General features: G+C 64.1%; 15 protein-coding genes. 6 read left to right on the top strand and 9 right to left on the bottom strand.

The window, feature by feature from the left end; all coding sequences use genetic code 11:
• Positions 1-50: 50 nt before the first annotated feature.
• Both NKJ67_RS22260 and NKJ67_RS22255 read left to right on the top strand, forming a co-directional pair.
• Entirely contained in the window at positions 51-473 is a 423-nt protein-coding gene (locus NKJ67_RS22260; protein WP_292458037.1) for a DoxX family protein, read from the top strand.
• A 43-nt stretch (positions 474-516) separates the two neighbouring features.
• Positions 517-1,386, top strand: a complete 870-nt coding sequence (locus NKJ67_RS22255) for an NmrA family NAD(P)-binding protein (protein WP_352583103.1) — start codon at positions 517-519, stop codon at positions 1,384-1,386.
• Positions 1,387-1,502: 116 nt separating this feature from the next.
• Here NKJ67_RS22255 and NKJ67_RS22250 read toward each other — a convergent pair whose 3' ends face one another.
• Positions 1,503-1,952 (bottom strand): RrF2 family transcriptional regulator, encoded by a 450-nt coding sequence (locus NKJ67_RS22250; protein ID WP_013530871.1) that lies wholly within the window; start codon positions 1,950-1,952, stop codon positions 1,503-1,505.
• A gap of 257 nt (positions 1,953-2,209) precedes the next feature.
• Positions 2,210-3,196 (bottom strand): sulfate ABC transporter substrate-binding protein, encoded by a 987-nt coding sequence (locus tag NKJ67_RS22245; protein ID WP_352583100.1) that lies wholly within the window; start codon positions 3,194-3,196, stop codon positions 2,210-2,212.
• Positions 3,197-3,424: 228 nt separating this feature from the next.
• On the opposite strand from NKJ67_RS22245, the gene NKJ67_RS22240 reads away from it, so the two are divergent.
• Both NKJ67_RS22240 and NKJ67_RS22235 read left to right on the top strand, forming a co-directional pair.
• Positions 3,425-3,697 carry an antitoxin gene (locus NKJ67_RS22240; protein ID WP_127271402.1) on the top strand — a complete coding sequence of 91 codons (273 nt, stop codon included), beginning with the start codon at positions 3,425-3,427 and terminating at the stop codon, positions 3,695-3,697.
• Positions 3,698-4,096, top strand: coding sequence for a type II toxin-antitoxin system VapC family toxin (locus tag NKJ67_RS22235; RefSeq protein WP_127271404.1), 399 nt, complete (start codon positions 3,698-3,700; stop codon positions 4,094-4,096). It begins immediately after the preceding gene.
• Positions 4,097-4,111: 15 nt separating this feature from the next.
• Here the strand turns inward: NKJ67_RS22235 and NKJ67_RS22230 are convergent, their stop codons facing one another.
• From NKJ67_RS22230 to NKJ67_RS22200, 7 genes are all read right to left on the bottom strand, one after another.
• Positions 4,112-5,152, bottom strand: coding sequence for a sulfate/molybdate ABC transporter ATP-binding protein (locus NKJ67_RS22230; protein WP_352583097.1), 1,041 nt, complete (start codon positions 5,150-5,152; stop codon positions 4,112-4,114).
• Between the two features lie 13 nt (positions 5,153-5,165).
• Positions 5,166-6,050 carry a sulfate ABC transporter permease subunit CysW gene (gene cysW, locus NKJ67_RS22225; RefSeq protein ID WP_127270916.1) on the bottom strand — a complete coding sequence of 295 codons (885 nt, stop codon included), beginning with the start codon at positions 6,048-6,050 and terminating at the stop codon, positions 5,166-5,168.
• Entirely contained in the window at positions 6,043-6,894 is an 852-nt protein-coding gene (gene cysT / locus NKJ67_RS22220) for a sulfate ABC transporter permease subunit CysT (RefSeq protein ID WP_013530875.1), read from the bottom strand. Before cysT ends, cysW begins: the two co-directional genes overlap by 8 nt.
• 21 nt (positions 6,895-6,915) lie before the next feature.
• Positions 6,916-7,941 carry a sulfate ABC transporter substrate-binding protein gene (locus NKJ67_RS22215; protein WP_127271865.1) on the bottom strand — a complete coding sequence of 342 codons (1,026 nt, stop codon included), beginning with the start codon at positions 7,939-7,941 and terminating at the stop codon, positions 6,916-6,918.
• Between the two features lie 220 nt (positions 7,942-8,161).
• Positions 8,162-8,914: a M15 family metallopeptidase gene (locus tag NKJ67_RS22210; RefSeq protein ID WP_352583095.1), complete on the bottom strand. Its 753-nt coding sequence runs from the start codon at positions 8,912-8,914 to the stop codon at positions 8,162-8,164.
• A 64-nt stretch (positions 8,915-8,978) separates the two neighbouring features.
• Positions 8,979-11,069 carry a penicillin-binding protein 1C gene (pbpC, locus tag NKJ67_RS22205; protein ID WP_352583093.1) on the bottom strand — a complete coding sequence of 697 codons (2,091 nt, stop codon included), beginning with the start codon at positions 11,067-11,069 and terminating at the stop codon, positions 8,979-8,981.
• Positions 11,070-11,281: 212 nt separating this feature from the next.
• A complete protein-coding gene (locus NKJ67_RS22200; protein ID WP_352583091.1) occupies positions 11,282-16,780 on the bottom strand; it encodes an alpha-2-macroglobulin family protein in 5,499 nt (1,832 codons plus the stop codon).
• A 272-nt stretch (positions 16,781-17,052) separates the two neighbouring features.
• On the opposite strand from NKJ67_RS22200, the gene NKJ67_RS22195 reads away from it, so the two are divergent.
• Both NKJ67_RS22195 and NKJ67_RS22190 read left to right on the top strand, forming a co-directional pair.
• Entirely contained in the window at positions 17,053-18,981 is a 1,929-nt protein-coding gene (locus NKJ67_RS22195; RefSeq protein ID WP_127398130.1) for an autotransporter assembly complex protein TamA, read from the top strand.
• Between the two features lie 3 nt (positions 18,982-18,984).
• Positions 18,985-25,038, top strand: coding sequence for a translocation/assembly module TamB domain-containing protein (locus NKJ67_RS22190; RefSeq protein ID WP_352583089.1), 6,054 nt, complete (start codon positions 18,985-18,987; stop codon positions 25,036-25,038).
• The last annotated feature ends 47 nt before the right edge of the window (positions 25,039-25,085 follow it).

Here is a 25,085-nt window from a genome sequence, read left to right as displayed (position 1 = left end):
AGAGGCACAGTAAGCTTCGAATATGGGATCTCCCCATCGGAGAATGACAAGTGTCCGAAACTGTGAACCCGCATCAGACACCTGAAACTATGACCTTGCATCGCGCCCTGTGGGCCGGCCGGATAATGAGCGCGTTTGTCGTTATCGCTTTGATGGCAGACGGCACTGTTCAGCTTTTCGCGCCGGCACGGATCGCGAGCATGTTGCAGGAAACCGGGTTCGCGATGGACCTGACGCGCGTCGTGGGTCCGATCATCCTCGCCTGCGCCATCCTCTACGCCATCCCGGTCACCGCCGTCCTCGGCGCGATCCTGGTGACGGGCTTTTTGGGAGGTGCCATCTGCGCCCATCTCCGCATCGGTGAGTTGGGATCGCCGCCGGAAATCATTTCCCTGCTTCTGGGCGCGATGACCTGGGGCGGCCTCTATCTGCGCGATCCCCGTATCCGGGCCATTCTGCCGCTCATCCATTGAACCAACAGGGGCAGTTCTGTCCCTCAACATCAGGAGAAAACACATGTTCTTAGTAATGGGAATCACGGGAAACGTGGGCGGCGCGACGGCAAGGCATTTGCTAGCGCAAGGCAAAAAGGTGCGCGCGCTGGTCCGCGACCGCGAGAAGGCGTTGAGCTGGGCGAACCGGGGCGTGGAGCTGGTTGACGGCGATTGGAATGATTCGGCAGCCATCGAGCGGGCGCTCGAAGGCGTCGAAGGCGCGTTCGTCATGCTGCCCCCTGTCTGGGCGCCTTCGCCCGATTACAAGGAAGCAAAGGGCGTGATTGTAAGCTATGTCGAGGCGCTCACCAAGGCAGCGCCGCCGCGAGTGGTTGCGCTTTCGTCGATGGGCGCGAACAGAACCAGCGGGCACGGGGTGATCGCGGCCTTGTCCCTTCTGGAGCAAGGTTTTCGCGACCTGAGATCGCCAGTTGCTTTTGTGCGCGCAGGCGGATTCTTCGAGAATTTTCTTTTCGGGTTGCAGGTCGCGCAGGGCGGAACGCTGCCGGCTTTCTACAATCCGACAAACCGGAAATCGACCATGGTCGCGACGAACGACATCGGCGCGGAATTCGCAACGCTTCTGACCGGGCCAACGTGGTCAGGGCAGCGCATCGTCGAGCTTGGTTCGATGGTCAGCGCGGATGAAGTCGCGGAGCAGTTGGGTGAAGTCCTGAACCTCGACGTGAAAGCCTTTGCAATCCCGCGTGCAGGGTGGGCGGAAGCGCTCGAACAATTCGGCATCCCGAGGGGCCACAGCGGACCTGCCGAAGAAATGTACGAGGCCGTGAATGCAGGATGGATGGACCTCGGTGTGGCGGGTACGGAGCATGTAGCGGGTACGACGTCCGCACGCGCTGTATTCGAGGCTGCGTCAAATGTGAACGGGTAGGCCAAAACTGCATGGGGTTCTCCGTGATTTCGAGCTTCGAAACCCGAGATTCGGAGAACTCCCTCCTTCAACGCACGAATCTCACATCTGTCTGAGCGCGGTCAGCTTGCAGTGGTTTATATCTGCGACGTCAGTTCAACCGGGAAATCGTCATTGTCGGCGTCGCGCATGGCGGCAAGGCTGCGATTGTCCAGCACTTCGGCGATCGCCTGCCGCACCTCCAGCATCATGTGGCGGACCTGGCAGGTCGCCTCGTCGCAATCCTCGCAGCGCTGATACTGCGTGCGGCTGGCGCAAGGGATCGGCGCCAGCGGCCCATCAAGCACGCGCACGACATGGCCGATCTTGATTTCGGAGGCCGGCCGGGCGAGGCGGTAGCCGCCTTCCTTGCCTTTGCGGCTCTGAACGAAACCGGCGTTGCGCAACTCGCCCAGGATGGCGTCGAGGAATTTCTTCGGGATGTTGTTGGCCACCGCGATGTCATTGACGAAGGCCAATTGGCCGGCCGGCAGGCCAGACAGATGCACGAGGGCCTTGAGGCCGTATTTGCCTTTTTTCGTCAGCATGCCCAGATCAACCCATTGAAGCCCCAACCACTCGCATCTGGCGACTGTTTGTGTGCAAATAATGACGTTTTCGCCGCGCGATGATGTTTCGCGAAAACAAGCCGCCGGATTGCAGTTAGGCACAAACGCGTTGATTCTTTGTAACGTTTTGCACTGAGAAGGCGGATATTCCGCTGATAACCAGGTTTTCGGCGTTCAAAACGAAAAAAGCCGGCAGGGCGCCGGCTTTTCCGTCAACTGCGCAGATATCGCGGCCTTCAGCGGCTGCCGTAGGTCTGGTCGAGCAGGCCGCCAGCGGCGAAATGCTCTTTCTGCACTTTGTCCCAGCCGCCGAAGACGTCTTCCACCGTCAGCAGCCGGATATCGGGGAAATCGGCCTTGTATTTTGCCGCCACAGCGGCGTCGCGGGCTCTGAGGCCGTTGCGGGCGGCGATGTCCTGGCCCTCCGGCGTGTAGAGGAAGTCGAGATAGGTCTTGGCCAGATCGCGCGTGCCGTGCTCGTCGGCAACCTTGTCGACGATCGCGACGGGGAATTCGGCCAGCAGGCTGACCGTCGGAGTGACCTGCTCGAACTTGCCGTCGCCATACTCCTTGCGAATGCCGCGCGTCTCCGACTCGAAGGTGATCAGCACATCACCGATCTCGCGCTGCACGAAGGTGGTGGTCGCGGCGCGGCCGCCGGTGTCGAAAATCGGCACGTTGTTGAAAAGTTTGGTGATGAACTCCTTCACCTTGGCCTCGTCGCCCTTGAAGGCTTCCTTGGCGTAGGCGGTGGCCGCCAGATAGGTGTAGCGCGCATTGCCGGAGGTTTTCGGATTTGGGAAAATCACCTGCACGTCGTCGCGCACGAGATCGTTCCAGTCCTTGATATGCTTGGGATTGCCCGCGCGGACAAGGAAGGACGGCAGCGAATAGAAGGGCGAGGCGTTGTCGGGAAAATCCTTTTGCCAGTCGGCCGAGACGAGGTCCTTCTTGACCAGGAAGTCGATGTCGGTGACCTGGTTGAAGGTAACGACATCGGCGCCAAGGCCCTCGGCGATGGCACGCGCCTGCGCCGAAGTGCCGGCATGCGACTGATCGACCGTGACGCCCGGATGCTGCGCGATGAAGGCCTTGTTCACCTGCACGAACAGTTCGCGGCCGACGTCATAGGACGCATTGAGCAGTTTGTCGGCCGACCAGGCTTGGGAGGATGCAAGGAACAGGCCTGCGACGGTGGCAAGCCCGAGGAAAAGTCGTCTCATGAAAACAGGCTCCGATGCAATTTATGGTGGGACCATAGCCGGGGTGCGTGGTGTGCGACGAGGCATGCGCCGTAGGTTCGTGGCCTCATCGTAGGAAAATATGTCGCCTAAGTCGATGAATGTTGGAATTCTGTTCCAGGATAATGCTACCTTCGTCGGAGTTTTTCTGCGCCTTGTTTTGCGGCGCTGCATGGCATATACAAAAGGCATATACAAAAGAGCTGCAACATGCCCCAGAGCCGACATTCAACAACGCCGCCCAAGGAGGCGAAGCTGTTTCGCAACAACCGCAGCCAGGCGGTGCGCATTCCTGTCGAGTTCGAGCTTCCCGGCGAAAAAGTCCTGATCAGCCGGGAAGGCGATCGTCTTGTCATCGAGCCGGTTCGCAAACCTGGCCTCACCGCGTTGCTCGCCCAGTGGGCGAAAGAGCCGCCGCTCGATCCTGAAGACGACTTCCCCGAGATCTACGACACGCCAGTCAAATCCGAGGACATTTTCTAGATGCGGTTCATGCTGGATACGAACATTATCAGCGACATGATCCGAAACCCGGCTGGCAAGGCCGCGAGGGCAATGTCGCGCGAGGGAGATGACGCCGTTTGCACCAGCATCGTGGTCGCCTCGGAATTGCGATATGGCTGCGCCAAGAAGGGATCGGCCAAGCTGCTCAAGAAGGTTGAAGACTTGCTGGCCGAGATTCCTGTCTTGCCGCTCGATGTGCCGGTGGATGCCGAGTATGGCGGACTTCGCGCCGAGCTTGAAGCCGCGGGCCAGACCATTGGCCACAACGATCTTTTTATCGCCGCTCATGCCTGTGCATTGGGCACCACGCTGGTGACCGCCAACACGGGAGAGTTCAACCGGATCAGGGGCCTGAAGGTCGAGAACTGGCTGGCGTAGCCATAGACCAGAGGATCAAGCCGCCGGAAAAAGCTTCCAGCGTCCGGGGCGGAACGCCACCCGGCTTTTCTGCGCCGCGGGGTGATCGACCGGCAGTTCGATTTCGACCCGCTGGCGCTCTCCGCCGATCTCAAGCTCGACCCGGCGCGTGCCGGCGACGCGCCGGCTGGCGGCGACCGTGCCGGCGATGCAGCCGCTGCAGCCGTCCAGCAATTCGACATCGTGCGGGCGGAAGTAGAGCGTCGCATCGCCCGAGGGCTCGTTGGGCGCGGCAAGCCCGATCGGACGGTCGGCGAGCCAGATTTCGCCATTGTCGACCTTGACGGGAAGCGAGCTCGATTCACCGATGAAGCCGTAGACGAAGGGCGAGTTCGGCGTGTCGTAGATATCGTCGGCGGTGCCGACCTGCTCGATGCGGCCCTGGCTCATCACCACGACGCGGTCGGCAAGCTCCAGCGCCTCTTCCTGGTCGTGGGTGACGAAGACGGTGGTGTGGCCGGTGGCGTCATGGATTTCGCGCAGCCAGCGGCGCAATTCCCGGCGCACTTGCGCGTCAAGCGCGCCGAACGGCTCGTCGAGCAGCAGCACCTTGGGCTCGATCGCCATGGCGCGCGCCAGCGCCACGCGCTGCCTCTGGCCGCCGGAGAGCTGCGCCGGATAGCGCTTTTCGAGCCCTGAAAGCTGGACGAGGTCCAGAAGCTCGGAGGCGCGACGGCGGATCTCCTGCGCCGGCGGGCGCAACGGTCCGTGCCGGACCTTCAGGCCGAAGCCGATATTGTCCGCCACCGTCATGTGCCGGAACAGCGCATAGTGCTGGAAGACAAAGCCGACATTGCGCTCCTGGATGGACTTGTGCGAGGCGTCCTCGTCGCCGAAGAATATCTTTCCCCGTGTCGGCCGCTCCAGCCCGGCGATCAGCCTGAGCAGCGTCGTCTTGCCGGAACCGGACGGTCCCAGCAACGCGATCAGTTCGCCCGACTTGATGTCGAGCGACACGTCGTGAAGCGCCGGAAACCGGTCAAACTCCTTGCGCACGTTGGCAACGCGAACTTCCATAGTGGTCCCTTTGTCAGTGCCCGCGTGTCGCGGCGATCTCGGCGCCGTAGCGCATCTCGAGAAGTGTTTTCAAGACCAGCGTGACGAGCGCCAGGCCCGCAAGCAATGAAGCGACGGCGAAGGCACCGACGGCGTTGTACTCGTTGTAGAGGATTTCGACATGCAGCGGCATGGTGTTGGTCAGGCCGCGTATGTGGCCCGACACCACCGATACCGCGCCGAACTCGCCCATGGCACGCGCATTGCACAGGAGCACGCCGTAGAGCAGCCCCCATTTGACGTTGGGCAAGGTCACGTACCAGAAGGTCTGCCAGCCATTGGCGCCGAGCGAAAGCGCTGCCTCCTCGTCGCCATTGCCTTGCTCCTGCATCAGCGGGATCAACTCGCGGGCGACGAAGGGGAAGGTGACGAAGATTGTGGCCAGCACGATGCCCGGCACGGCAAACAGGATGACGATGCCATGCGCTTTCAGCCAGGTGCCGAGCAGCCCCTGGGCGCCGAACAGAAGCACATAGACGAGGCCCGATATGACCGGCGAGACCGAGAAGGGGAGGTCGATCAGCGTGGTCAGGAAGGCCTTGCCCTTGAACTCGAACTTGGCGATCGCCCAGGCGGCGGAGATGCCGAAGACGATGTTGAGCGGCACCGAGATCGCCGCCACCAGCAGCGTCAGCCGGATCGCCGAGCGCGTGTCGGCACTGCCCAGCGCTTCGGTGTAGGCACCGATGCCCTTGGCGAAGGCTTCGTTGAAGACGATGATCAGCGGCAAGAGCAGGAAAATGCCGAGGAAGGCGAAGGCGACGGCCATCAGAGCAAGGCGCGCAGGGCGGCTTTCAGTGACCGCCGCCGACTGGCTTTCATGATGCGGTTCGTAGGATTTGATCTCCGGGTCAGCCATAGCGCTTGCGGCTCCATGACTGTGCGAGATTGACGACCAAAAGCATGATGAACGACAGAGCGAGCATGATCGCCGCGATCGCTGTCGCCGCCGGATAATTGTATTCCTCCAACCGAATGACGATCAGCAGGGGTGCGATTTCTGATTTGTAGGGCAAGTTGCCGGCGATGAAGATGACCGAGCCGTATTCGCCGACGCCACGCGCGAAGGCGAGGGCGAAGCCGGTGACGATGGCCGGCGCCAGGCCCGGAAACAGGATGCGGGTGATGATCTGGAAGCGATTGGCGCCAAGCGTGGCGGCGGCTTCCTCCACTTCCTTGTCGATCTCCTCCATGATCGGCTGCACGGTGCGCACGACGAAGGGCAGCCCGATGAAGATCAGCGCGATGACGATACCGAGCGGCGTATAGGCGACCTTGATGCCGAGCGGCATCAGCAATTTGCCGATCCAGCCGTTTGGCGCGTAGAGCGTGGTCAGCGCGATGCCGGCCACAGCCGTCGGCAGGGCGAAGGGCAGGTCGACCATGGCATCGACGATGCGGCGGCCGGGGAAGCGGTAGCGCACCAGCACCCATGCGACCAGCGTGCCGAAGACGACGTTGACCGCAGCCGCGACGAAGGCGGTGCCGAAGCTGATTCTCAGCGCATTGATGGTGCGGCGATCGGTGGCGATCGCCCAGAATTCAGGCCAGCCAAGGGCGGCCGAGCGCCAGAGCAGCCCGGATAGCGGGATGAGGATGATGAGGGTGAGGTAGGCAAGCGAGAAGCCGAGCGTCAATCCGAAACCCGGAATGACGCTCGGCTGCCTGAATCGCCACCCCGCCTGGGCGGGTGCTGTGGTCATGTCGTCCTGAATATCGACTGCTTACTGGGGCTTGTAGATCTGGTCGAATATACCACCATCGCCGAAATGATAAGGCTGTGCTTTTTTCCAGCCACCAAACTGTGGATCGTCGATGGTTACGAGCTTGATCGGCGGCAGCTTGGCGAGGTCCTCGGCCGGCACCAGATCGGGCTTGGCAGGACGATAATGGTTCTTGGCGATGATCGTCTGCGCTTCTTTGGAATAGAGCCAGCTCAGATAGGCTTCGGCGACCTTGCGCGTGCCCTTGGCATCGACATTGGCGTCGACCACCGCCACCGGCGGTTCTGCCAGGATGGAGGTCGGCGGGTAGACGATGTCGAAATTATCGGCACCGAACTCGTCGAGCGCCAGATAGGCCTCGTTTTCCCAGGCGATAAGCACATCGCCAAGACCCTTTTGCGCGAAGGTCACGGTCGAGCCGCGCGCGCCGGTGTCGAGCACCGGAGCATTGGCGTAGAGCTTGCCGACGAATTCCTTGGTCTTGGCCTCGTCGCCGCCGTCATTGGCGTTGGCGTAGGCCCAGGCGGCGAGATAGTTCCAGCGCGCGCCGCCGGAGGTTTTGGGATTGGGCGTAATCACCTGGACACCGTCCTTGACGAGGTCGCTCCAGTCGTGAATGCCTTTGGGATTGCCCTTGCGGACGAGGAAGATGATGGTCGAGGTGTAAGGCGCTGAATTGTTTTCGAATTTGGTGCGCCAGTCCGGATTGATCTTCTTCGCCTTCGAGACGATGGCGTTGATGTCGCCTTCAAGTGCCAGCGTCACCACATCGGCGTCGAGGCCGTCGATCACGGCGCGGGCCTGGGCGCCCGATCCGCCATGCGACTGCTGGACGGTGACGGTCTCTCCGGTCTCGGCCTTCCAATGCGCGACGAAAGCTTCGTCATAGGCCTTGTAGAGCTCGCGTGTCGGATCGTAGGACACGTTGAGAATGGTGGTATCGGCAAACGCGAAACCGAGCGTGCCGAACTGGACAGATGTGGCGACCAGTGCGCCGAGCAGTTTCCTGAAATGAGGTTTGGTCATTTCTGCCTCCGTTGAACCCGCGCCAAATCTACCGAATTGGTAGAAATTAGATGCATTCAATGTTGCCTTTTTTGCCCCTCTTGAGAAAATGTTCGACGCCATTTCGCCGTTAGGAGAAATATTTTCCTCTTGAGGCCAAAGGAAGAATCCATGGCCCGGCCACTCAGCCTATCTAGCAAGGGGCGGTGCCGAGGCAAGGTGCGGAATTTGGTCCGGTGCATCAATCGGCGGTGATGGGAAAGTCGAAACGCTGTCTGGCGAACGGTTCGCTTTTCAGCGTGAAGTGCCACCATTCCCTTGCATAGTTCTTGAAGCCGCCGGCGCGCATGGCGTCGACAAGCATCTTGCGGTTTGCCGCCGCTTCACTGGCAAGGCCTCGGTGGGCGGTTTCGCTCATCGGATCAAAGCAGTCGAAGCCGGTGCCGAAATCGAGCGTGTCGGCATCGCCCGCGCCGCAGGCCTGGTTCGGGCTGGACCTGCGGTCCGTCCGGGCGACGGCGACATCGACGGTCGAGCCACGTGAATGGGTCGATAGTTCTCCGACATAACCCTTGGCGATCAGCTCACTGCGCCTGACCTTCGGATACCATTGTGGATCGGGCGACCCGCCATCGCGCGTCCATTCATTCATGTCGGCGACGGCGCGGGCAGGGCGGTAGCAATCGAACAACACCAGGGTCAGGCCTTTGGCGGCGATCGCTTTCTGGACGGCGGACAGTGCCTTTGCCGCCTGCTCGGTGAGGATGCAGGCCGGGGCGTCATAGCCGTCCACCTTGCGATGCAGAAAATTGTCCGATCCGGCGTAGCGTATGTCCTGGCGGATCGAGGGATCGACATCGGCGAGCCGGACGAAGCCGGCGGGCAGGGCATCGGCCAAAGCGGGGAGGGTGGTTGCCGCGACAAGGATTGTTGCTGCCAGTGCCGAGGCTGCCGACAAGAACGGATTGCGCGAGGGGTGCCTCGGAACAGGCATGGGTGAGTATCCTGCTATCTGCCGAGCGTCCGGAAAGCCAATTCCATGAATCTCTTGGCGCGATCTATTCGACGAACACCTTCACACTCGCCGCACGCCCTGCGGCGTCGATGACGGTCAGCGTCGAATAGCCGGCGCCGTCGGGCTGCCAGGTCGCGGTGCGGCGACGATCGATGCCTGCCAGCGGCTTGCCGTTGGCGAGCCAGCGGAACGGCGCACGGCCGCCTTGCAGCTTCAGCACCAGTGGCGAGGCGTCGGCCGAATTGGTGCCGAGATCGACGCGGGCGCCGTCGGGCGGGAAGATGATGGTCGGTGCGGGTTCGCTCACCGTCGCCTGCACCAGGCCGTCCGACCCGGCGCCGAAGCGGGCGAGCGTCACCGGCAGGTCCTCGCGTCTGGGGCTGAACATGCCGGGCGGTTTGCCCGGCAAGGGGATGGCGGCGAGGCCCGAGCGGACAAAACCCTCGAACAGGATGGGAGCGGCCGAGACATAGCCGGAAAGGCCGGGCACCGCGCCGGCATCCGGGCGACCGACCCATACGCCCAGCACATAGCGGCCGTCGAAGCCGACCGACCAGGCGTCGCGGTATCCATAGGACGTTCCGGTCTTGTAGGCGATGCCGCGCTGCAAGGCACCCTCGGGCGGCTTGACGCCCGACAATATGTCGATGATCTGCCAGTTGGCCGGACCGTCGAGGATGGTGGCGCTGGTGCGCTCGGCATTGGCAGGCTCGGTGCCGTCATGCAGCGTGTGCGTCTTGCCGCCATTGGCGAGCCCTGTGTAGAGCTGGACGAGGTCGCGCAATGTCACCCCGACGCCGCCAAGACCGATGGCCAGGCCCGGGGCTTCGTTGACCGGCAGTATGGGGCTGACGCCGGCCTGGCGGAAGCGCGCCATCAGCCGCGTTGGCCCGACTGCGTCGAGCACGCGGATCGCCGGCACATTGAGCGACAATTGCAGCGCTTGCCGGATGCTGACATCGCCCTGGTAGCCCATATCGAAATTCTTCGGCCGGTAGCCGGAGAAATCGACGGGGCTGTCGTCGATCAGCGTTTCCTGCGCCACCAGGCCCTGTTCGAAGGCCAGGCCGTAGATGAAGGGCTTCAGCGTCGAGCCGGGCGAGCGGACGATCTTTGTCATATCGATCCAGCCGGAGCGGCTGGCGTCGAAGAAATTGGCCGAGCCGACTTCGCCAAGGATGTCGCCGGTGCGGGAGTCGGCCAGCACCATAGCGACCGACAGACGGGGGCCGAGCTTGGTGGCCGCGTCCCTCGCCACCTGTTCCAGCCCCTCCTGGACGCTCTTGCGGATCGTCAGCTGCAAGGGCTGGCCGGGGACGGCCTTGGGCAACATCGCATAGGCGGCGTGCGCGGCGAGCGCCGGCAGCGTGCGGCGCAGGTCCGAGACATCGTCGAGGGCGGCCCGTGCGGCCTCGCGCTCGCCGAGCAGGCGGGAGGAGACCATTCGGGTCAGCACCCGGTCGCGGGCGGCGTGGGCGATCTTCAAATTGCGGTCGGGCCGGCGCTTTTCCGGCAGTTGCGGCAGAGCGACGAGCAGGGCGGCCTCGGAAACGGTGAGCCGTTTCGGCTCCTTGCCGAAATAGGCGAGCGAGGCGGCGCGCACGCCTTCCAGATTGCCGCCATAAGGCGCCAGCGTCAGGTAGCGTTCGAGGATCTCGCGTTTCGACAGCCGCCGCTCTATCTGGATGGCGCGCAGCATCTGCTTGACCTTGGAGCCGAGGCTGCGGCTTTCGCGCGGCTCGATCAGCCGGGCAAGCTGCATCGAAAGCGTCGAGCCGCCGGAGACGATGCGGCCGCTGGTGGCGAACTGGCCGGCGGCGCGGGCCAGCGCCAGCACGTCGACACCTTCATGGTCCCAGAAACGCTTGTCTTCGTAGGTGACCAGCATGTCGACGAACTGCTTGTCGACCTGGTCGAGGCGGGTTTCGAGCCGCCAGTAGCCGTCCGGCGTGGCGAAGGCGCGCAACAATTCGCCGTCGCGGTCCTGGACTTCGGTGGAGACCGTGAGTTCGGCTGGAAGCGGGGGTGGGAAGGCACGGTCGAGCGCCCAGAGGGTGGTGGCGGCAATTGCGGTGAGTCCAATGAGGGAGGCTCCTGCAACGGCCGTGCGACGAAGGAACTTCTTGGAAAGCATGGCGCCGCCCCTCATCCGGCTGCCGCCACCTTCTCCCCGTATAGTGACGGGGAGAAGGGTGCTGTCATGGCCGTTGGCGCTTTTCCCGCAACGTTCAAAGTTGGCGAAAGCTTTGTTGCAGGCCTCTTTCTCCCCGTCACTATACGGGGAGAAATGCCGGGCAGGGCAATGAGGGGCAGCACAAGCCTCACTTTCATATTCGCCAAGGCGCCTTACGGCGCCTTGACCTCCATCATGCCGGTGGCGGTGCGGGCCGAATATTGCGGCCGGTACATGTCCTCCACCGTTGCCGCCGGGTGCGCATAGGTACCAGGCGTCACCGCGCGCACGACATAGGCGAGCGTCAGATTGTGGTCATGATCGCCGTCGGCCGGGTTGAACGCCGCGACGAAACGGTCGTCGCGGAATTCGAGATGGGCGGCATCGGTCTGCGCCAGCCACGAGAAGTTCGTCAACTGGGCGCTGGACACCAGGCCGGGATTGTCGATCTCGAAGCCGGCCGGCAACAGGTCGGTGACCAGCAGGCGCGACGGCCATTTGTTCTGCTCGTTGACCTTGAGCACGACGACATAGCGTTCGTTCTGCGTCGCCTCGGTGACATTGGCCTCGGTGCCGTCGAGCTTGTAGTAGGTGCGGTTGATGGTGAAGCCGTCGCCGCCGGCCGGCAAGGGCTGGACCGGCGACGCCACGGTGGTGACGACGGCCTGCAGCGGGGTCTTGCCGGTGTTGGCGATGGTCAGCGGGCTGTCGGCCAGGTCAGAGCCTTCCACCTGGTTGGAGTAGCCGCCGGAATGCGCCGCGCCATTGACGGCCAGCGTGATCGTATCATTGCCCTCCTTCAGCGCGCGGGCCGCCAGCAGCATCCAGGATTCGTCCTGGGTGGTGGTCCAGCGGGCTTCCGCGCGTTCCCTGGTCACCAGCTTGATCAGTTCCGGCACGATTGTCGGCACCGGCTTCGATTCCGCCGCCAGCGCCAGCATCGCTGCGCCATCACGCAGCCGCGAACCGTAGTCGGAGCGGTAGTAGTCGTAGTCGGTGGTGGACTTTGCCAACTGCAAGGCGGTCTTGAAGGTGGCTTCGGCGCGCGGTGTATCGCCGTAGAGCGCCAGGCTTGCCGCCAGCTGGGCAACGGCCATCGGGCTTGAGAAAGCTTCGAGTTGGGTATCCGCATAGTAGCGCAGGTCGCCGATCGAGGCCTTCTTGTTGCGGGCCAGAACGTAGAGGGCGTAGGCGATCTCGCTGCCACGGTCCTGCACGCTCTGGTCGTAGCCGAGCGAGTTCTGCAAATTGCTCAGCGCCTGGTTCATGGCCAGGCTCGGCACGTCGTATTTCTGCTCGCGCGCCCTGGTCAGGAAGTCGGTGACATAGGAATCAAGCCACAGATCGCCAGAGCCCGGACCCCACAGGCCGAAGCTGCCGCCCGAGGCCTGATAGCTCAGAACCTTATAGATGGCGTCCTGGATGCGGCCATGGATATCGGGATCGCTGGCCATGCCGACGCCGGAAGCCAACTCATTGACGTAGAGAAGCGGCATGGCGCGGCTGGTGGTCTGCTCGGCGCAACCATAGGGGTAGCGGTCGAGCGTCATCAGCAGCGACGGCACGTCGAAGGCGGCTGCCTGCGAAACGCCGACGCTGACGGAGGCGCCGTTGAGCAGGCTGGCTGCCAGCAGTTCCTTGTCGACGCGCAGCGCGCCGCCATTGCCCTTGAGGTCGACCACCAGCCGGGTGGTCACCAGCAATTGCGCCGGGCGCACCGGCACATAGAGCGTCTGCTCGACCCTGGTGCCGTCGGCATGGGCAAGCTTGATGGTGAGCGAGGCATTGCCGGCCGTCTGAGCGATCAGCGGCACGGTCAGCGTCTGGCGCTTGCCCTGGGCGAGCGTCAGCTTCTGGGGCAGGGGCTTGTCGCCGGTCGACAGGTCACCCGTCGTTTCGATCGAGAACGCATAGTCGCCGGCCGGACCATCGGTGTCGGCGACGTCGAGGCGCATGACGGCGGCGTCACCAGGCGCCAGGAAGCGTGGCAGGCCAGCGGTGATCACGATGGGATCGCGCACGATGACATCGGACTGGGCGTGGCCGACCGCATCCTTGGTCCAGGCGACGGCCATGACGCGCACGGTGCCGTTGAACTGCGGGATGTCGAAGTCGACCCGCGCCTTGCCGTCGGCATCGAGTTCGACGATGCCGGAGAAGAAGGCGACCAGTTTTTCGGTCGGCGGGTTGCCTTGCGCCTGCATGTTGGCGCCGTCGCCGCCGGTCCTGAGCTTGCCGGTGTTGCCGAGCGAGCCGTCGATCAGGCGGCCGTATATGTCGCGGATTTCCATGCCCAGCATGCGCTGGCCGAAGAACCAGTTCTCCGGATCCGGGGCCTTGTAGTTGGTCAGGTTGAGGATGCCGACATCGACGGCGGCAACCATGACGTAGGCATTGCTTCCCGGCTGCACGCCGGCGACCGAAACCGGGATCGACAGCTGCTGGCGCGGCATGGTCTTGTCCGGCGGCGTCAAGGTGATGGCGAGCTTTTTCGAGCCCGGATCGACCTTCAGCCATTTCACGCCGATGGCGCGGGCCGGCATGCGCGTTTCCTGCGCATCGCCCGGCCTGAAAAGCGTTGCCGTGACATAGGCACCGGCACCCCAATCGTCGCCGACCGGTATGTCGACCGTGCTGCCGCCGGCCGGCACGGATGCCGTGACGGTCTTCAACAGTTTGTCGGAACCGATGTTGATGAGAAGTTCGCCGGCAAAGTGCGGCGAGACTTTCAGCCTGGCCACTTCGCCGGCGGCATAATTGTCCTTGTCGAGGGCGATTTCGAGGCCGTCAGGCGTTTCGGTGGTGGTCGAGGAGACATACCAGCCGGCATCGAACTCGTAGCTTGTCGCCGGTCCCTCGGGATCCGATGTCTCGACCTCGAGGCGGTACTGACCCCAATCGACCGGCACGGAGACCGTCGCGCCGCCGTCGGCGCTAAGGTCGACCTGGCCGTTGGCGATCGACTTGGTGAAGGTGACCGGCTCGTAGTTCCAGGAATTGTTGGAGCGGTACCACTGGTAATTGCGTTCGACCTTGACCAGCGTCCACTGCGCGCCTTTCAGCGCCTCGCGCTTGCCGTCGGGATCGACGGCGATCAGGCTGAACTTGGCGGTGCCGCCCTGCGGCACTTCATTGTCGGCGAAATCCGGACGGATGCCGATCATATGGCCTTGCGGGCGGATGCCGATGTTGAGCGAACGCTCGATGGCGCGGCCGCCGGTTTCGCGCATCCTCACCGTCACTTTGGCGTCGACCAGCTTGGTGGTCGAGGGCAGTTGGTCGACGGAGACCGGGAAGGTCACCTTGCCGTCATCGCCGACCACCGGCAGATCGGCGAGGGGAGTGACCGTGGGTTCGGCCGACTGCTCGTCGGCGAGACCGAAGGAAAAGCCCTGGAAGCGGTACCAATCGCGCGACGTCGACAGCGTCAGTTCGCCTTCCAGCGCCAGGCCCGCCGCCGGCGCGCCATAGAGGAAGCGGCCGTCAATGTCGATGTTGGCGGTTTCGCCCTGGGCGATTTCCTGCTTGTCGGCCTTCATGTCGAATTCGATGCGATCCGGCACGAAATCCTCGACCAGGAACATGTGGCTGGCCACGGCCGGCTGCTTGGGATCGGTATATATCGACACCGACCAGGTGCCTCGCATGGCGTTGGGTTCGAGCGGCAGGTCGACGGCATGGCCACCGGCCGAAGCGCCGTCACTGACGATGCGGCGGCTTTCGACACCGTCGGGGCGCGAGAAGACGAAGGTCAACGGCAGGTTCTCGACCGCCTTGGCGGCGCCGTCGCGGGCAAGCGCCGCGACATGAACATCTTCGCCGGCGCGGTAGATGCCGCGTTCGGTCCAGGCATAGACGTCCAGCGCACCTGGCGCCGCGCGCCCGGTGACGCCGCGGTCGGACAGGTCGAAGCCGGCCCGGCCCATATCTAGAAAGACGAAATCATTGTCGCCCTGCTTGGCCATCAGCACGGCCGGCACCATGCCGCCGTCGCCGCGCGTCAGGCCGGGGTTGAAGACGGCATGGCCGTCGGCATCCGATGTCGCCGTGCCGAGAACCTCATTGTTCCTGGCAACCAGCGTCAGTTCGGCGCCGGCTATCGGCTTGGCGCTGCCCAGTGAACGCGCAAAGACGTTGAGCCCGTCCTGCCCCGTATAGGTCGACAGGCCGATGTCGGAGACGACGAACCATTGCGTGGCCATCGAATTGTAGTTGTCGCTCTTGTCGTTGACGGCCTGCGCGGTCAGCACGTAGACGCCGGGCTTGCGCTGCGGCACCGCCTCGTCGACCGGGAAGGAGGTGGTGACCTCCTTGTTGAGATCATTGGCGATGTCGAGCTGGCCTTGCCAGACCGGCGCGCCCATCTGCTCGGAAATGTTGGAGATGTCGTAGCCGTCGAGCTGGTGCAGGAACTGGTAGCCCGACAGAAGTTGGGCCAGCGAACGATCGCCGATGCGGTAGAGCTTCATCTCGGCGGCGTTCATGTTGACGGTGACGATCGGAATGCCGCGGCGCGCGCCGGCCGGCAGCACGAAGCTGTCACCGGTGAAGCGGGCGGACGGTGCGCGGTCCTGGACATATATCGACAGCACCACGGGGGCCGCGGTCACTTCGCCGATTGCCGCCGGCAGGCCGGCGCGGAAGGTGACGTCGTAATGCTGACCATGCTCCAGCCCTTCGACGCAGATTTGCTTGTCCTTGGCCTCGACGCCCTTGGGTGGCGCGTTGTCGACGGTGACGAACGGCGCGTAGTCGACGCCGGTCTTGACCAGATCCTCGGAGAATTGCGCGCAGATGCGCGGCGCGCTGGTGTCGGCGTCGATGGTGTGATCGACAACGCGGAAACCCTTGCGGGCCTTGAGATCGGCATAGTCGGCCTGGACCGCCGGCGAAGGGTTCAGCGCAAGGCTGGCCTCATAGGCCTGCAGCGCCGGCCGGTAGAGATCGCGCTTGTCGAGCCCGTTGCCGAGCAGCGCCAGCACTTCGGCGCGCGTCTTGGTGGTGCGCAGCAATTTATAGGCATTGAAAGCGGCCGACGTGCCGTTCGCCGGCAAAGTGGAGGCTTCGGAGGTGCTGGCGGCGGGCTGAACGGCCAGCGTTTCACGCGCCAGGTTGAGCCAGAGCGGACCATCATCGGGCAGCACCGAGACCGCGGCCTCGTATTTCAGCATGGCGGAGCGGTGATCCCCGGTCAGCACGGCCTGTTCGGCGGCGTTCAGCAAGGCAGCCATGCCTTCGGTCGGCTTGTCATAGGCCGGGCCGAGCAGCTTGTTGCGGTATTGCTGGGCCTGATCGGCCATCCAGTTGGGGAAGAAAGCGAGTTCCGGCGGCGCGCCGATATCAGGATCGCCATCGATGTTGACGACCTTGCCCGCGACCGCGCCGTTGAAGGTTTTCAGCTGGTTGTAGTCGGATTTGAGGAAGCACCATTTGGCTTTTTTGTTGTAGGTGAAGGCGCGGCAGGCCGGGTCTCCCAGGCATGTCGTCTTGCACTGGTCGATTGTCACATTCTGGTCGGACCTGAGATCAAAGCCGAAATAATCGGAATTGTCCGTTGTCGCGATCCGCCGGGCCTCGGCCGCTTGCGCGGCGCTGCTCCAGGCCAGGACATTGGCCCAGGCGAAAAACAGAAGAATCAGGATAGACAGACCACGAGCCGCGCGCATTGCCATAACACCCCTCCAGACACAGCTGACGTCCGGGCATGATCAAGCTTCAGTCAGGCTTGTCAACACGAGGACGCGGCAGGGTTCCGCCTGCCAACGGTTTCCTTTCCGGCCGATGACCGGTAGTACCTCCATAGGACAGGGGATCACGCTTTCTTGCGGCGACGCAAAAGGTGTGAATTCCAAGCCCGCCCTATTTCAGACAATTGGATTGTGGCCCCTTTACGAGCGCTTCAGAACTTCATTCCAATTTTAGTTTTGTAATCTAGGTTGTCTTAATGCCGGCGCATGAAGAGCAGATGTCAGGAGGTCGCGCGCCAGGGCGTGCGCTTCCGCGCGCCCTGCTGCTGGCCATGATGTGCTCGACCGTGCTCGTCGCCGAATCGCGGCCGGCGGCCGCTTTCGAGCTTTTCGGCATCAAGCTGTGGGGATCGTCCAGCGACGAGGATGCCGATATCGTCGATCCCCTGCGCTACGCCGTTACCATTTCCGCCCCCGACGCCGACAAGGATCTGGTCAAGAAGCTCGAAAATGCCTCGGCGCTGAAGAGTGACGAGGAGCGTCCGGTTTCCGGCTCGCTCGGGCTGATGGCCAAGGCGCGCAGCGACCGCGAACAGCTTGTCGCCGCGCTCTATGCCGATGCCCGCTACGAAGGCGTCGTCACCGTCACCATCGACGGCAAGCCGCTCGACGATTTGCCGCCGGATGCCGAATTCAAGGGGCCGCAGCCGGTTCCCGTGGTCATCGACATTGCCAGCGGGCCGAAATTCACCTTGGGCAATATCCACCTTGAGGGCGACGCGGCAGGGCTGATGAGCGCCGATTACGGCTTGATATCAGGCGGCGATGCGGGATCCGGCGCTGTGCTCAAGGCCGAGGCGCTGATCGTGCGGACGCTGAAGGAGCAAGGCAGGCCGCTGGCAGAGGTGACGGACCGGCAGATCGTCGCCGACCACGCTACTTCGACGCTGGACGTGACGCTGACGGTCGCCGCTGGGCCGGTCGCCGGCTATGGCGACACAACGGTGGAAGGCACCGAAAAGGTCGACCGCGACTTCACCGAATACATGACCGGCCTCAAGCGCGGCCGGCAGTACTCGCCGCAAGAGATCGATGACGCGCGCGACCGGCTGCTGGCGCTCGAGGTCTTCAACAGCGTGACGTTCAAGGAAGCCGACACGCTCGATGCCGACGGCAACATTCCGATCGGCGTCCAGGTCAGCGAGCGCAAGCCACGCTATTTCGGCGTCGGCGGCACCTTCTCCAACACCGAGGGGCTGGGCCTGGAAGGTTATTGGGGCCACCGAAATTTGTTCGGCCGGGCCGAGAAGCTGCGCATCGACGGCAAGATCAGTGGCATCGGCAGCAATGATCTCGGCGAGCTCAACTACAATGCCGGCATCATGTTCGAAAAGCCGGGCGTGATCGGGCCGGCATCGAAGTTCTTCGCCGGCGTCAAGACGGTACTCGAACATCCTGACGCCTATGACCATTTCTCGGTCAAGGGCAGCACCGGGCTGTCCTACGAGCTGACCAAGAAGCAGACGGTTTCCGCCGAGGTGGCGCTCGACTATTCCCGCATCCACGACGCTTTCGGCAAGCACAAATACCTGATCGCCAGCATCCCGCTGCAATATGTCTATGACAACCGGGACAACCGGCTGAACCCGACAAGCGGCTTCCGGGTGCTGGCCTATGCCGAGCCCAGCTACGACATTTTGAGCGGTGCGGCGTTCCTGAAGCTGAGGGGCGAAGGGTCGGCCTATCAGTCGCTGGACTCGGCTTCGAAATTCGTGCTGGCCGAACGTGTCGCCATCGGTTCGATCGTCGGCACCAGCCTCGAACATGTGCCAGCCGACCGGCGCTTTTATTCCGGGGGCGGCGGTTCGGTGCGCGGCTATGCCTATCAGGGCATCGGACCCAAGGACTTCACCGGCCAGCCGATCGGCGGCCTCTCCTTCTTCGAAACCTCGGTCGAGATGCGCATCGCCATCACCGATACGATCGGCATCGTGCCGTTCGTCGACGCCGGCACCGTATCGACCAAATCGGCTCCCGATTTCTCCGATGTCAAGGTCGGCGCCGGCGTCGGCCTGCGCTATGTCACGCCGTTCGGGCCACTGCGCATCGATGCCGCCGTGCCGCTCAACCGCGATCCGGGCGACCCGCGTTTCGGCATCTATGCCGGCATCGGGCAGGCATTCTGAGCGATGAAAACAGTCTGGCGCATCCTCCGCATTGTCCTTTACACGCTGCTGATCGTGGTTGCGGGAGCGATCGGCGCGCTGGTGGTGCTGACCAAGACCGAGCGCGGCCGCGACAATCTCGCCGGCATCATTTCGCGGCTGGCTTCGAACGACAACCGCAAGATCACGGTCAGCGGCATAGACGGCATCTGGTCCGGGGCGCTCAGCGTCGACCATGTCGTGCTGGAGGACCGCGAGGGCGCCTGGCTGGTGGCGCGCAAGGTGGCCGTCGACTGGTCGCCGCTGGCGCTGCTGTCGAAAAACTTCAGCGCCGACCGTATCGCTGCCGAGCGTATCGAACTGGCGCGATTGCCGGTGGCCAGCACGCAGCCAGCGCCGAGCGGGGGTACGACGACGCTGCCGGTTTCCATCGACATCAAGCAGATCGATCTGCCCGAGATCGCGCTTGGCCAGCAACTGGCCGGCAGCGGCATCGCCGAGCTTGCGGCCAAGGGATCGGTCAAGGCCGATGCCGCACCGCTGGCGGTCGAGACGGTGCTCAACATCACCCGCCATGACGGCAAGCAAGGTAATGTCGACGCCAAGATCCACTTTGCGCCGGCGGACAACAGGCTCGATCTCGACCTCAAGGCCTCGGAGCCGGCAGGCGGCATCATCGCCAATCTGCTCAAGTTGCCCGATACGCCACCGGTCGACATAAATGTCTCGGGCACCGGGCCGCTCGCCAATTGGAACGGCATCGGCACGTTCTCAGTCGACGGCAAGATCGTCACCCAGCTGACGGGTCGCCACCAACTGACCGACAAGGGCAATCATATCGAGGCCAAGGGCGACGGCGATTTCGCTCGCTTCCTGCCTGAGAATCTCAAGCCGCTGTTTGCCGGCAAGACCAGTTTCGATATTGCCGGCACCGCCACATCGGCCGGTGGCGTCAGTGTCGACCGCGCCAACATCGACAGCGATGCGGTGCACGGCACCGCGACCGGCATTGTCGATCCTGCCGGCGCCAGCGACCTCTCGGTCGAACTCGCCGCCAAGGGGCCGCCCGTGGTGATCAGCGTCGGCAGCAAGGCGCAGCCGATCACGCTGGCGATCAGCAATGCCACCGCCCGCGCCTTCGGCGACGGCAAGGCGCCGATCATCGACGTCGGCGCCTCCTTCGTCTCCATCGTCGCCGGCGGCACGCGGCTGGACGATCTGGCGGCCCAGATCCATTCCGACGGTTTTGACATCCAGAACCGCGCCGGGCCGGTCACCGTCAAGCTGGAGGCGGGCGGCCTCAACACCGACGTGGCGACGCTGGCGCCGCTGATCACCGGCAAGATCGATGTCGACCTGGCCGGGTCGGTCAGCAAGGACGCCATTGCCATCGACCAGGGCACGCTGCGTTCCGACGCGCTCAACGCTTCGCTGACCGCGACGGTGGCGCTTGCCGACCTGTCTATGCAGCTCAAGATGAACGCGGATGCCGTGGCGACGGCCTTTCCGCCGCAGATCGCCTCGGTGCTCGGCGCTAGGGTGAAATTCTCGGCCAGCGCGGCCCGCGATCCGCAGGGATCCTTCGCCGCCAATTCGATCGAATTCACCTCCGGCACGCTCAGCGCCGCCGGCACGGCCAGCATGCAAGGCACCGACATCCAGGCCGACATCAAGGGCAAACTGGGCGACGTTTCGGTGCTGTCGCCGACAGTCGGCGTGCCGGTTGCCGGTGGCGTCGATTTCGCGCTGTCGGCAAGCGGCGCCATGACGGCGCCGGATTTCACGGTTACCGCCGATAGCGACAGCCTGACGGCATCGGGCCGCACGGTGAAGAGCATCAAGCTGACGGCTAGCGGCAAGGCCGATATCACCAGTCCCGCCGCCAATGTCTCGCTGACCGGCTCCGTCGACGACCAGCCGCTCGACATCAAAGCAGCGCTGGTGACGAGCGAAGGCAAGCGTTCGATCAATGGTTTTCTGGTCTCGCTCGGCGACAACAAGGTCTCGGGTGATCTCGCGCTCGACGACAAGTACATGCCGCTCGGCACGCTGACGCTCGATGCACCTGCCATCGACCAGCTGGCCGCACTTGCCGGCCAGGCGATAACGGGCGACATCGACGGAACCATCCGCTTCGCAGGGGATGGCGACGCGCCCTCCGTCGCCATCGATGCCAAGAGCACATCGATCGCTCGCGGCGAGGTGACGGCCAAGGCCATCACCGTCAATGCGCTGATCGCCAATTATCTCAAGGCGCCGGCGATCGCGGGTACGATCAAGGCCGACAGCGTCACCTCCGGGAGCACGGAAATCGGCGGCATCGGCGTCGACCTGAAGCGTGATGGCGACTGGACCAATTTTACCGGCAGCGCCACCATAGCGGGCATTCCGGCGACCGCTGCCGGCCGGGTGAAGATCGCCGACGGCACGACGAGCATCGAGATTGCCTCCGGCGAGGCGACGGTTCGCGGCATCAAGGCGGCAATCGCTCAGGCGTCGACACTAAGCATCGCCAACGGCACGACCAGCATCGAAAGGCTGGCGCTCGACGTCGGCGGCGGCTCGGTGACCTTGTCCGGGACAGCTGGCCAGACGCTCGACCTCGCGGCGCAATTTTCGGCACTGCCCGCGGCGCTCGCCAATGGATTTTCGCCCGGCCTCGATGCTGTGGGCACGCTCAGCGGCACGGCTGGTTTGACCGGACCGCCGGCCGCTCCCGACGTCCGCTTCAATGCGCAACTGGCCGGTATCGAAACCAGCCAGACCCGGCAGGCCGGGCTCGGACCGCTCGCCGTCGATGCGGCCGGCAGCTACACGATTGCCGGCGGCGTGGTGCTCGATCAGGTGACGCTGACCGGCGACAAGGTTTCCGGCAAGGCAACCGGCACCCTCAACCCGAACGGCGCCAGCGATTTTGTGCTCGATCTCATCTCATCCGGCCCCAGCCTGCCCCTGACTGTCGGCAGCGCCGAGAGCCCGGTCAAGATCGAGATCCAGTCCTTGTCGGCAAAGGTGGCGGGCGAGAGCACGCGGGCCCGCCTGGATGTCTCGGCGATCCTGCCCTCGATCGTCACCAGCCCGGCGAGGGTGGAGGGGCTTGCCCTGGCGTTGCATTCGGATGCGTTCGATCTCAAGAACCGTGCAGGGCCGGTTTCCGGCACGGTGTCGGTGGACAAGGTCGGTCTCAACAATCCGGTGATCGCGCCGCTGATCGCCGGCAAGGTCACGGCAGCCGTCAGCGGCCGCCTGACGGCCGACCTGTTTGCCATCGACAGCGGCTCGCTCAAAAGCGATGCATTGAACAGCCAGGTCGCCGGCCAGGTATCGCTGCGAGACGGTGCCATAGACCTCAACCTGAAGGCGGATGCCCCATCGTCGGCCTTGCCTGCGGCGGCGCGCGGCATGCTTGGCGAACGCGCTGAGATCAGCGCCACGCTGAAGCGCGACCCCAACGGCAGCATCAACATAGGCGGATTGAAGTTGACCTCGGGTGCGCTGACCGCCGACGGGCAAGCCAGCCTTGCCGACAACAAGGTGGCCGCCGACATCAAGGGCGCGCTGAGCGACATCTCGCTGCTGTCGAAGGATGCCAAGGGCGCCATCGCCTTTGCGTTGAACGCACAGGGGCCGGCCACGGCGCCGGATCTGTCACTGACGGTCGACAGCGATCGCCTTCTCGTGGCGGCGCGAGAGATCACCGGGTTGAAGCTGACCGCCACCGGCAAGGCCGACGCCGCCAATCCGGCGGCGAATGTGCAACTGACCGGCAATGTCGCCGGCCAGGCGCTGCAAGGCAGTGCGGTGCTGGCGACGGCGGACGGCAAGAGCGCCATCAACGGCCTGCTGCTGTCGCTCGGCAAGAACAGGATTTCCGGCGATCTGGCGCTGGACGAGAAGTTCGTGCCGGTCGGCACCATCGCGCTCGACCTGCCCGATATCGGCCCGCTGGCGGCACTTGCGCTGGAAAAGGCCGAAGGCGACGTACGTGGCACGATCGCCTTTTCGAAGAACGGCACCGCGCCGCAGGTCGCCATCAAGGCGGCGACCGCGTCGATTACGCGGGGCGACCTGCAGGCGAAAGCCGTCTCGATCGATGCGCTTGTCGCCAACTATCTGGCGGCGCCCGTGATCTCCGGAAAGATCCGCGCCGACACCGTCACGTCAGGTGGCACCGTGATCAGCGGCATCGATGTCGATTTGAAGCGCGACGGCGACTGGACCGGTTTCTCCGGCGGCGCAACCGTCAAGGGCATTCCGGCACAGGCCGCCGGCCGCGTGAAAGTGGCCAACGGCACGACGACCATCGAGCTTGCCTCCGGCCAGGCGACCGTCCAGGGCATCAAGGCGGCCATTGCCCAGGCCTCGACCGTCAGCATCGCCAATGGCACGACGACGCTGGACCGGCTGGTGCTCAACCTTGGCGGTGGCACGGCGACGGTGACCGGCAAGGTCGGCACGGCGCTCGACATCAATGCGACGCTGGCGCGGGTGCCGATGTCGCTCGCCAACAGTTTTTCGCCGGGCCTCGACGCCGCCGGCTCGATTTCGGGCACGGTCAAGGTGACGGGCGCGCCGGCAAATCCCGCCATTGCCTTCAATCTCGACGCAGCGGGCGTGCAGACCTCGCAGACCCGCGGTGCCGGTGTCGGTGCGGTCAGTGTCTCCTCGTCGGGCACCTTCGGCGCCAACAAACTGACCTTCAATGCCAATGTCGGCGATGGCGCCGGCCTTGGCCTGAAGGGCGGCGGCAGCGTGACGACGGCCGGCACGCCGGCACTGGTGCTCGACTTCAATGGCGTCGTGCCGTTCGGCCTGCTCAGCCAGAAGCTTGCCGCGCAGGGCCTGTCGCTGTCCGGAACCGCCAATGTCAACGTGCAGGTGCGCGGTCCCGCGACATCGCCCGTCATCGGCGGCAGCGTCAGCACCTCGGGTGCGCGCCTTGTCGATGCGCGCTCCGGCCTCGCCGTCAACGATCTCGCCGCCGATGTCTCGATTGCCGGCGGCGTCGCCAGGATCAACCGGTTGACCGGAACGCTGTCGACGCGCGGCAGCCTGTCGGCCAGCGGCACGGTTGGCATCAACCCGGCGCAGGGTTTTCCGGCCGATTTGTCGATCAAGCTGGTCGACGGCCGCTATACGGACGGAAGGGTGGTGACCGCCAATCTCGGCGGCGACCTTACGATCAAGGGACCGCTGACCTCCGCACCGGTCATTGCCGGCACCGTCAATCTCGCCAAGACGGTGATCACTGTTCCGGACAAATTGCCGGGCTCGCTGGCGGCGCTCGACGTCAAGCACAAGAACGCGCCAGGTGCGGTAAAGGCGCAGGACAAGGCGCTGCGGCCGCCGACGACCAGCGGCAAGGGCGGCGGTAGCGGCCTTGCGCTCGATGTCACGGTCAACGCGCCGAACCAGATCTTCATCCAGGGCAGGGGCGTCGATGCCGAACTTGGCGGCTCGCTGAAGCTGACCGGCCCGGCCTCGTCGCCGCAAGCGGTCGGCACCTTCACCCTGCAGCGCGGACGGCTGTCGATTCTCGGCAAGCGGCTGACCTTCACCGAAGGCACGGTCGGATTTTCCGGTTCGCTGGTGCCCTATCTCAATTTGACGGCGACTACGACGACGACCGGCGCCACCGTCACCATCGTGGTGTCGGGCGAGGCGACCAATCCGAAGTTCACCTTCTCCTCGGTGCCGGCGCTGCCCGAGGACGAGGTGCTGGCGCAATTGATCTTCGGGCGCTCGATGTCGAACCTGTCGCCGCTGCAGATCGCCCAGTTGGCCGAGGCCGCCGGGCAACTGGCCGGCGTCGGCGGCTCGACGTCGCTGCTGGAAAACCTGCGCAGCGCCATTGGTGTCGACGACCTCGACGTCACCACCGACGACCAGGGCGGCACGGCGGTTTCGGCGGGCAAATACCTCAACGACCGCACCTATGTCACGATCCAGAAAGGCGACAAGCCGGGCTCGGGCAAGGCGACGATCGACCTCAATGTCGGACGCGGCGTCAAGCTGCGCGGCGAGGCCAACGATGCCGGCGAAGCCAAGGGCGGCATCTTCTACGAGAAGGAATACTGATAGTTCGGCAGGACTTTTGGCCTCATGATGGATCGATTCTGGCGCTG

This window comes from Mesorhizobium sp. M0088 (genome assembly GCF_040322895.1).
GTDB lineage: Bacteria > Pseudomonadota > Alphaproteobacteria > Rhizobiales > Rhizobiaceae > Mesorhizobium.
Note: the sequence above shows the minus strand (reverse complement) of the source record. Positions and strands in the feature narration are given on the sequence as shown.

Excerpts from the sequence above, each read along its gene's own strand:
- NKJ67_RS22255 (WP_352583103.1), top strand. The coding sequence starts at position 517 with ATGTTCTTAGTAATGGGAATCACGGGAAACGTGGGCGGCGCGACGGCA.
- NKJ67_RS22250 (WP_013530871.1), bottom strand. The coding sequence starts at position 1,952 with ATGCTGACGAAAAAAGGCAAATACGGCCTCAAGGCCCTCGTGCATCTG.
- NKJ67_RS22245 (WP_352583100.1), bottom strand. The coding sequence starts at position 3,196 with ATGAGACGACTTTTCCTCGGGCTTGCCACCGTCGCAGGCCTGTTCCTT.
- NKJ67_RS22240 (WP_127271402.1), top strand. The coding sequence starts at position 3,425 with ATGCCCCAGAGCCGACATTCAACAACGCCGCCCAAGGAGGCGAAGCTG.
- NKJ67_RS22235 (WP_127271404.1), top strand. The coding sequence starts at position 3,698 with ATGCGGTTCATGCTGGATACGAACATTATCAGCGACATGATCCGAAAC.
- NKJ67_RS22230 (WP_352583097.1), bottom strand. The coding sequence starts at position 5,152 with ATGGAAGTTCGCGTTGCCAACGTGCGCAAGGAGTTTGACCGGTTTCCG.
- cysW (WP_127270916.1), bottom strand. The coding sequence starts at position 6,050 with ATGGCTGACCCGGAGATCAAATCCTACGAACCGCATCATGAAAGCCAG.
- cysT (WP_013530875.1), bottom strand. The coding sequence starts at position 6,894 with ATGACCACAGCACCCGCCCAGGCGGGGTGGCGATTCAGGCAGCCGAGC.
- NKJ67_RS22215 (WP_127271865.1), bottom strand. The coding sequence starts at position 7,941 with ATGACCAAACCTCATTTCAGGAAACTGCTCGGCGCACTGGTCGCCACA.
- NKJ67_RS22210 (WP_352583095.1), bottom strand. The coding sequence starts at position 8,914 with ATGCCTGTTCCGAGGCACCCCTCGCGCAATCCGTTCTTGTCGGCAGCC.
- pbpC (WP_352583093.1), bottom strand. The coding sequence starts at position 11,069 with ATGCTTTCCAAGAAGTTCCTTCGTCGCACGGCCGTTGCAGGAGCCTCC.
- NKJ67_RS22200 (WP_352583091.1), bottom strand. The coding sequence starts at position 16,780 with ATGGCAATGCGCGCGGCTCGTGGTCTGTCTATCCTGATTCTTCTGTTT.
- NKJ67_RS22195 (WP_127398130.1), top strand. The coding sequence starts at position 17,053 with ATGCCGGCGCATGAAGAGCAGATGTCAGGAGGTCGCGCGCCAGGGCGT.
- NKJ67_RS22190 (WP_352583089.1), top strand. The coding sequence starts at position 18,985 with ATGAAAACAGTCTGGCGCATCCTCCGCATTGTCCTTTACACGCTGCTG.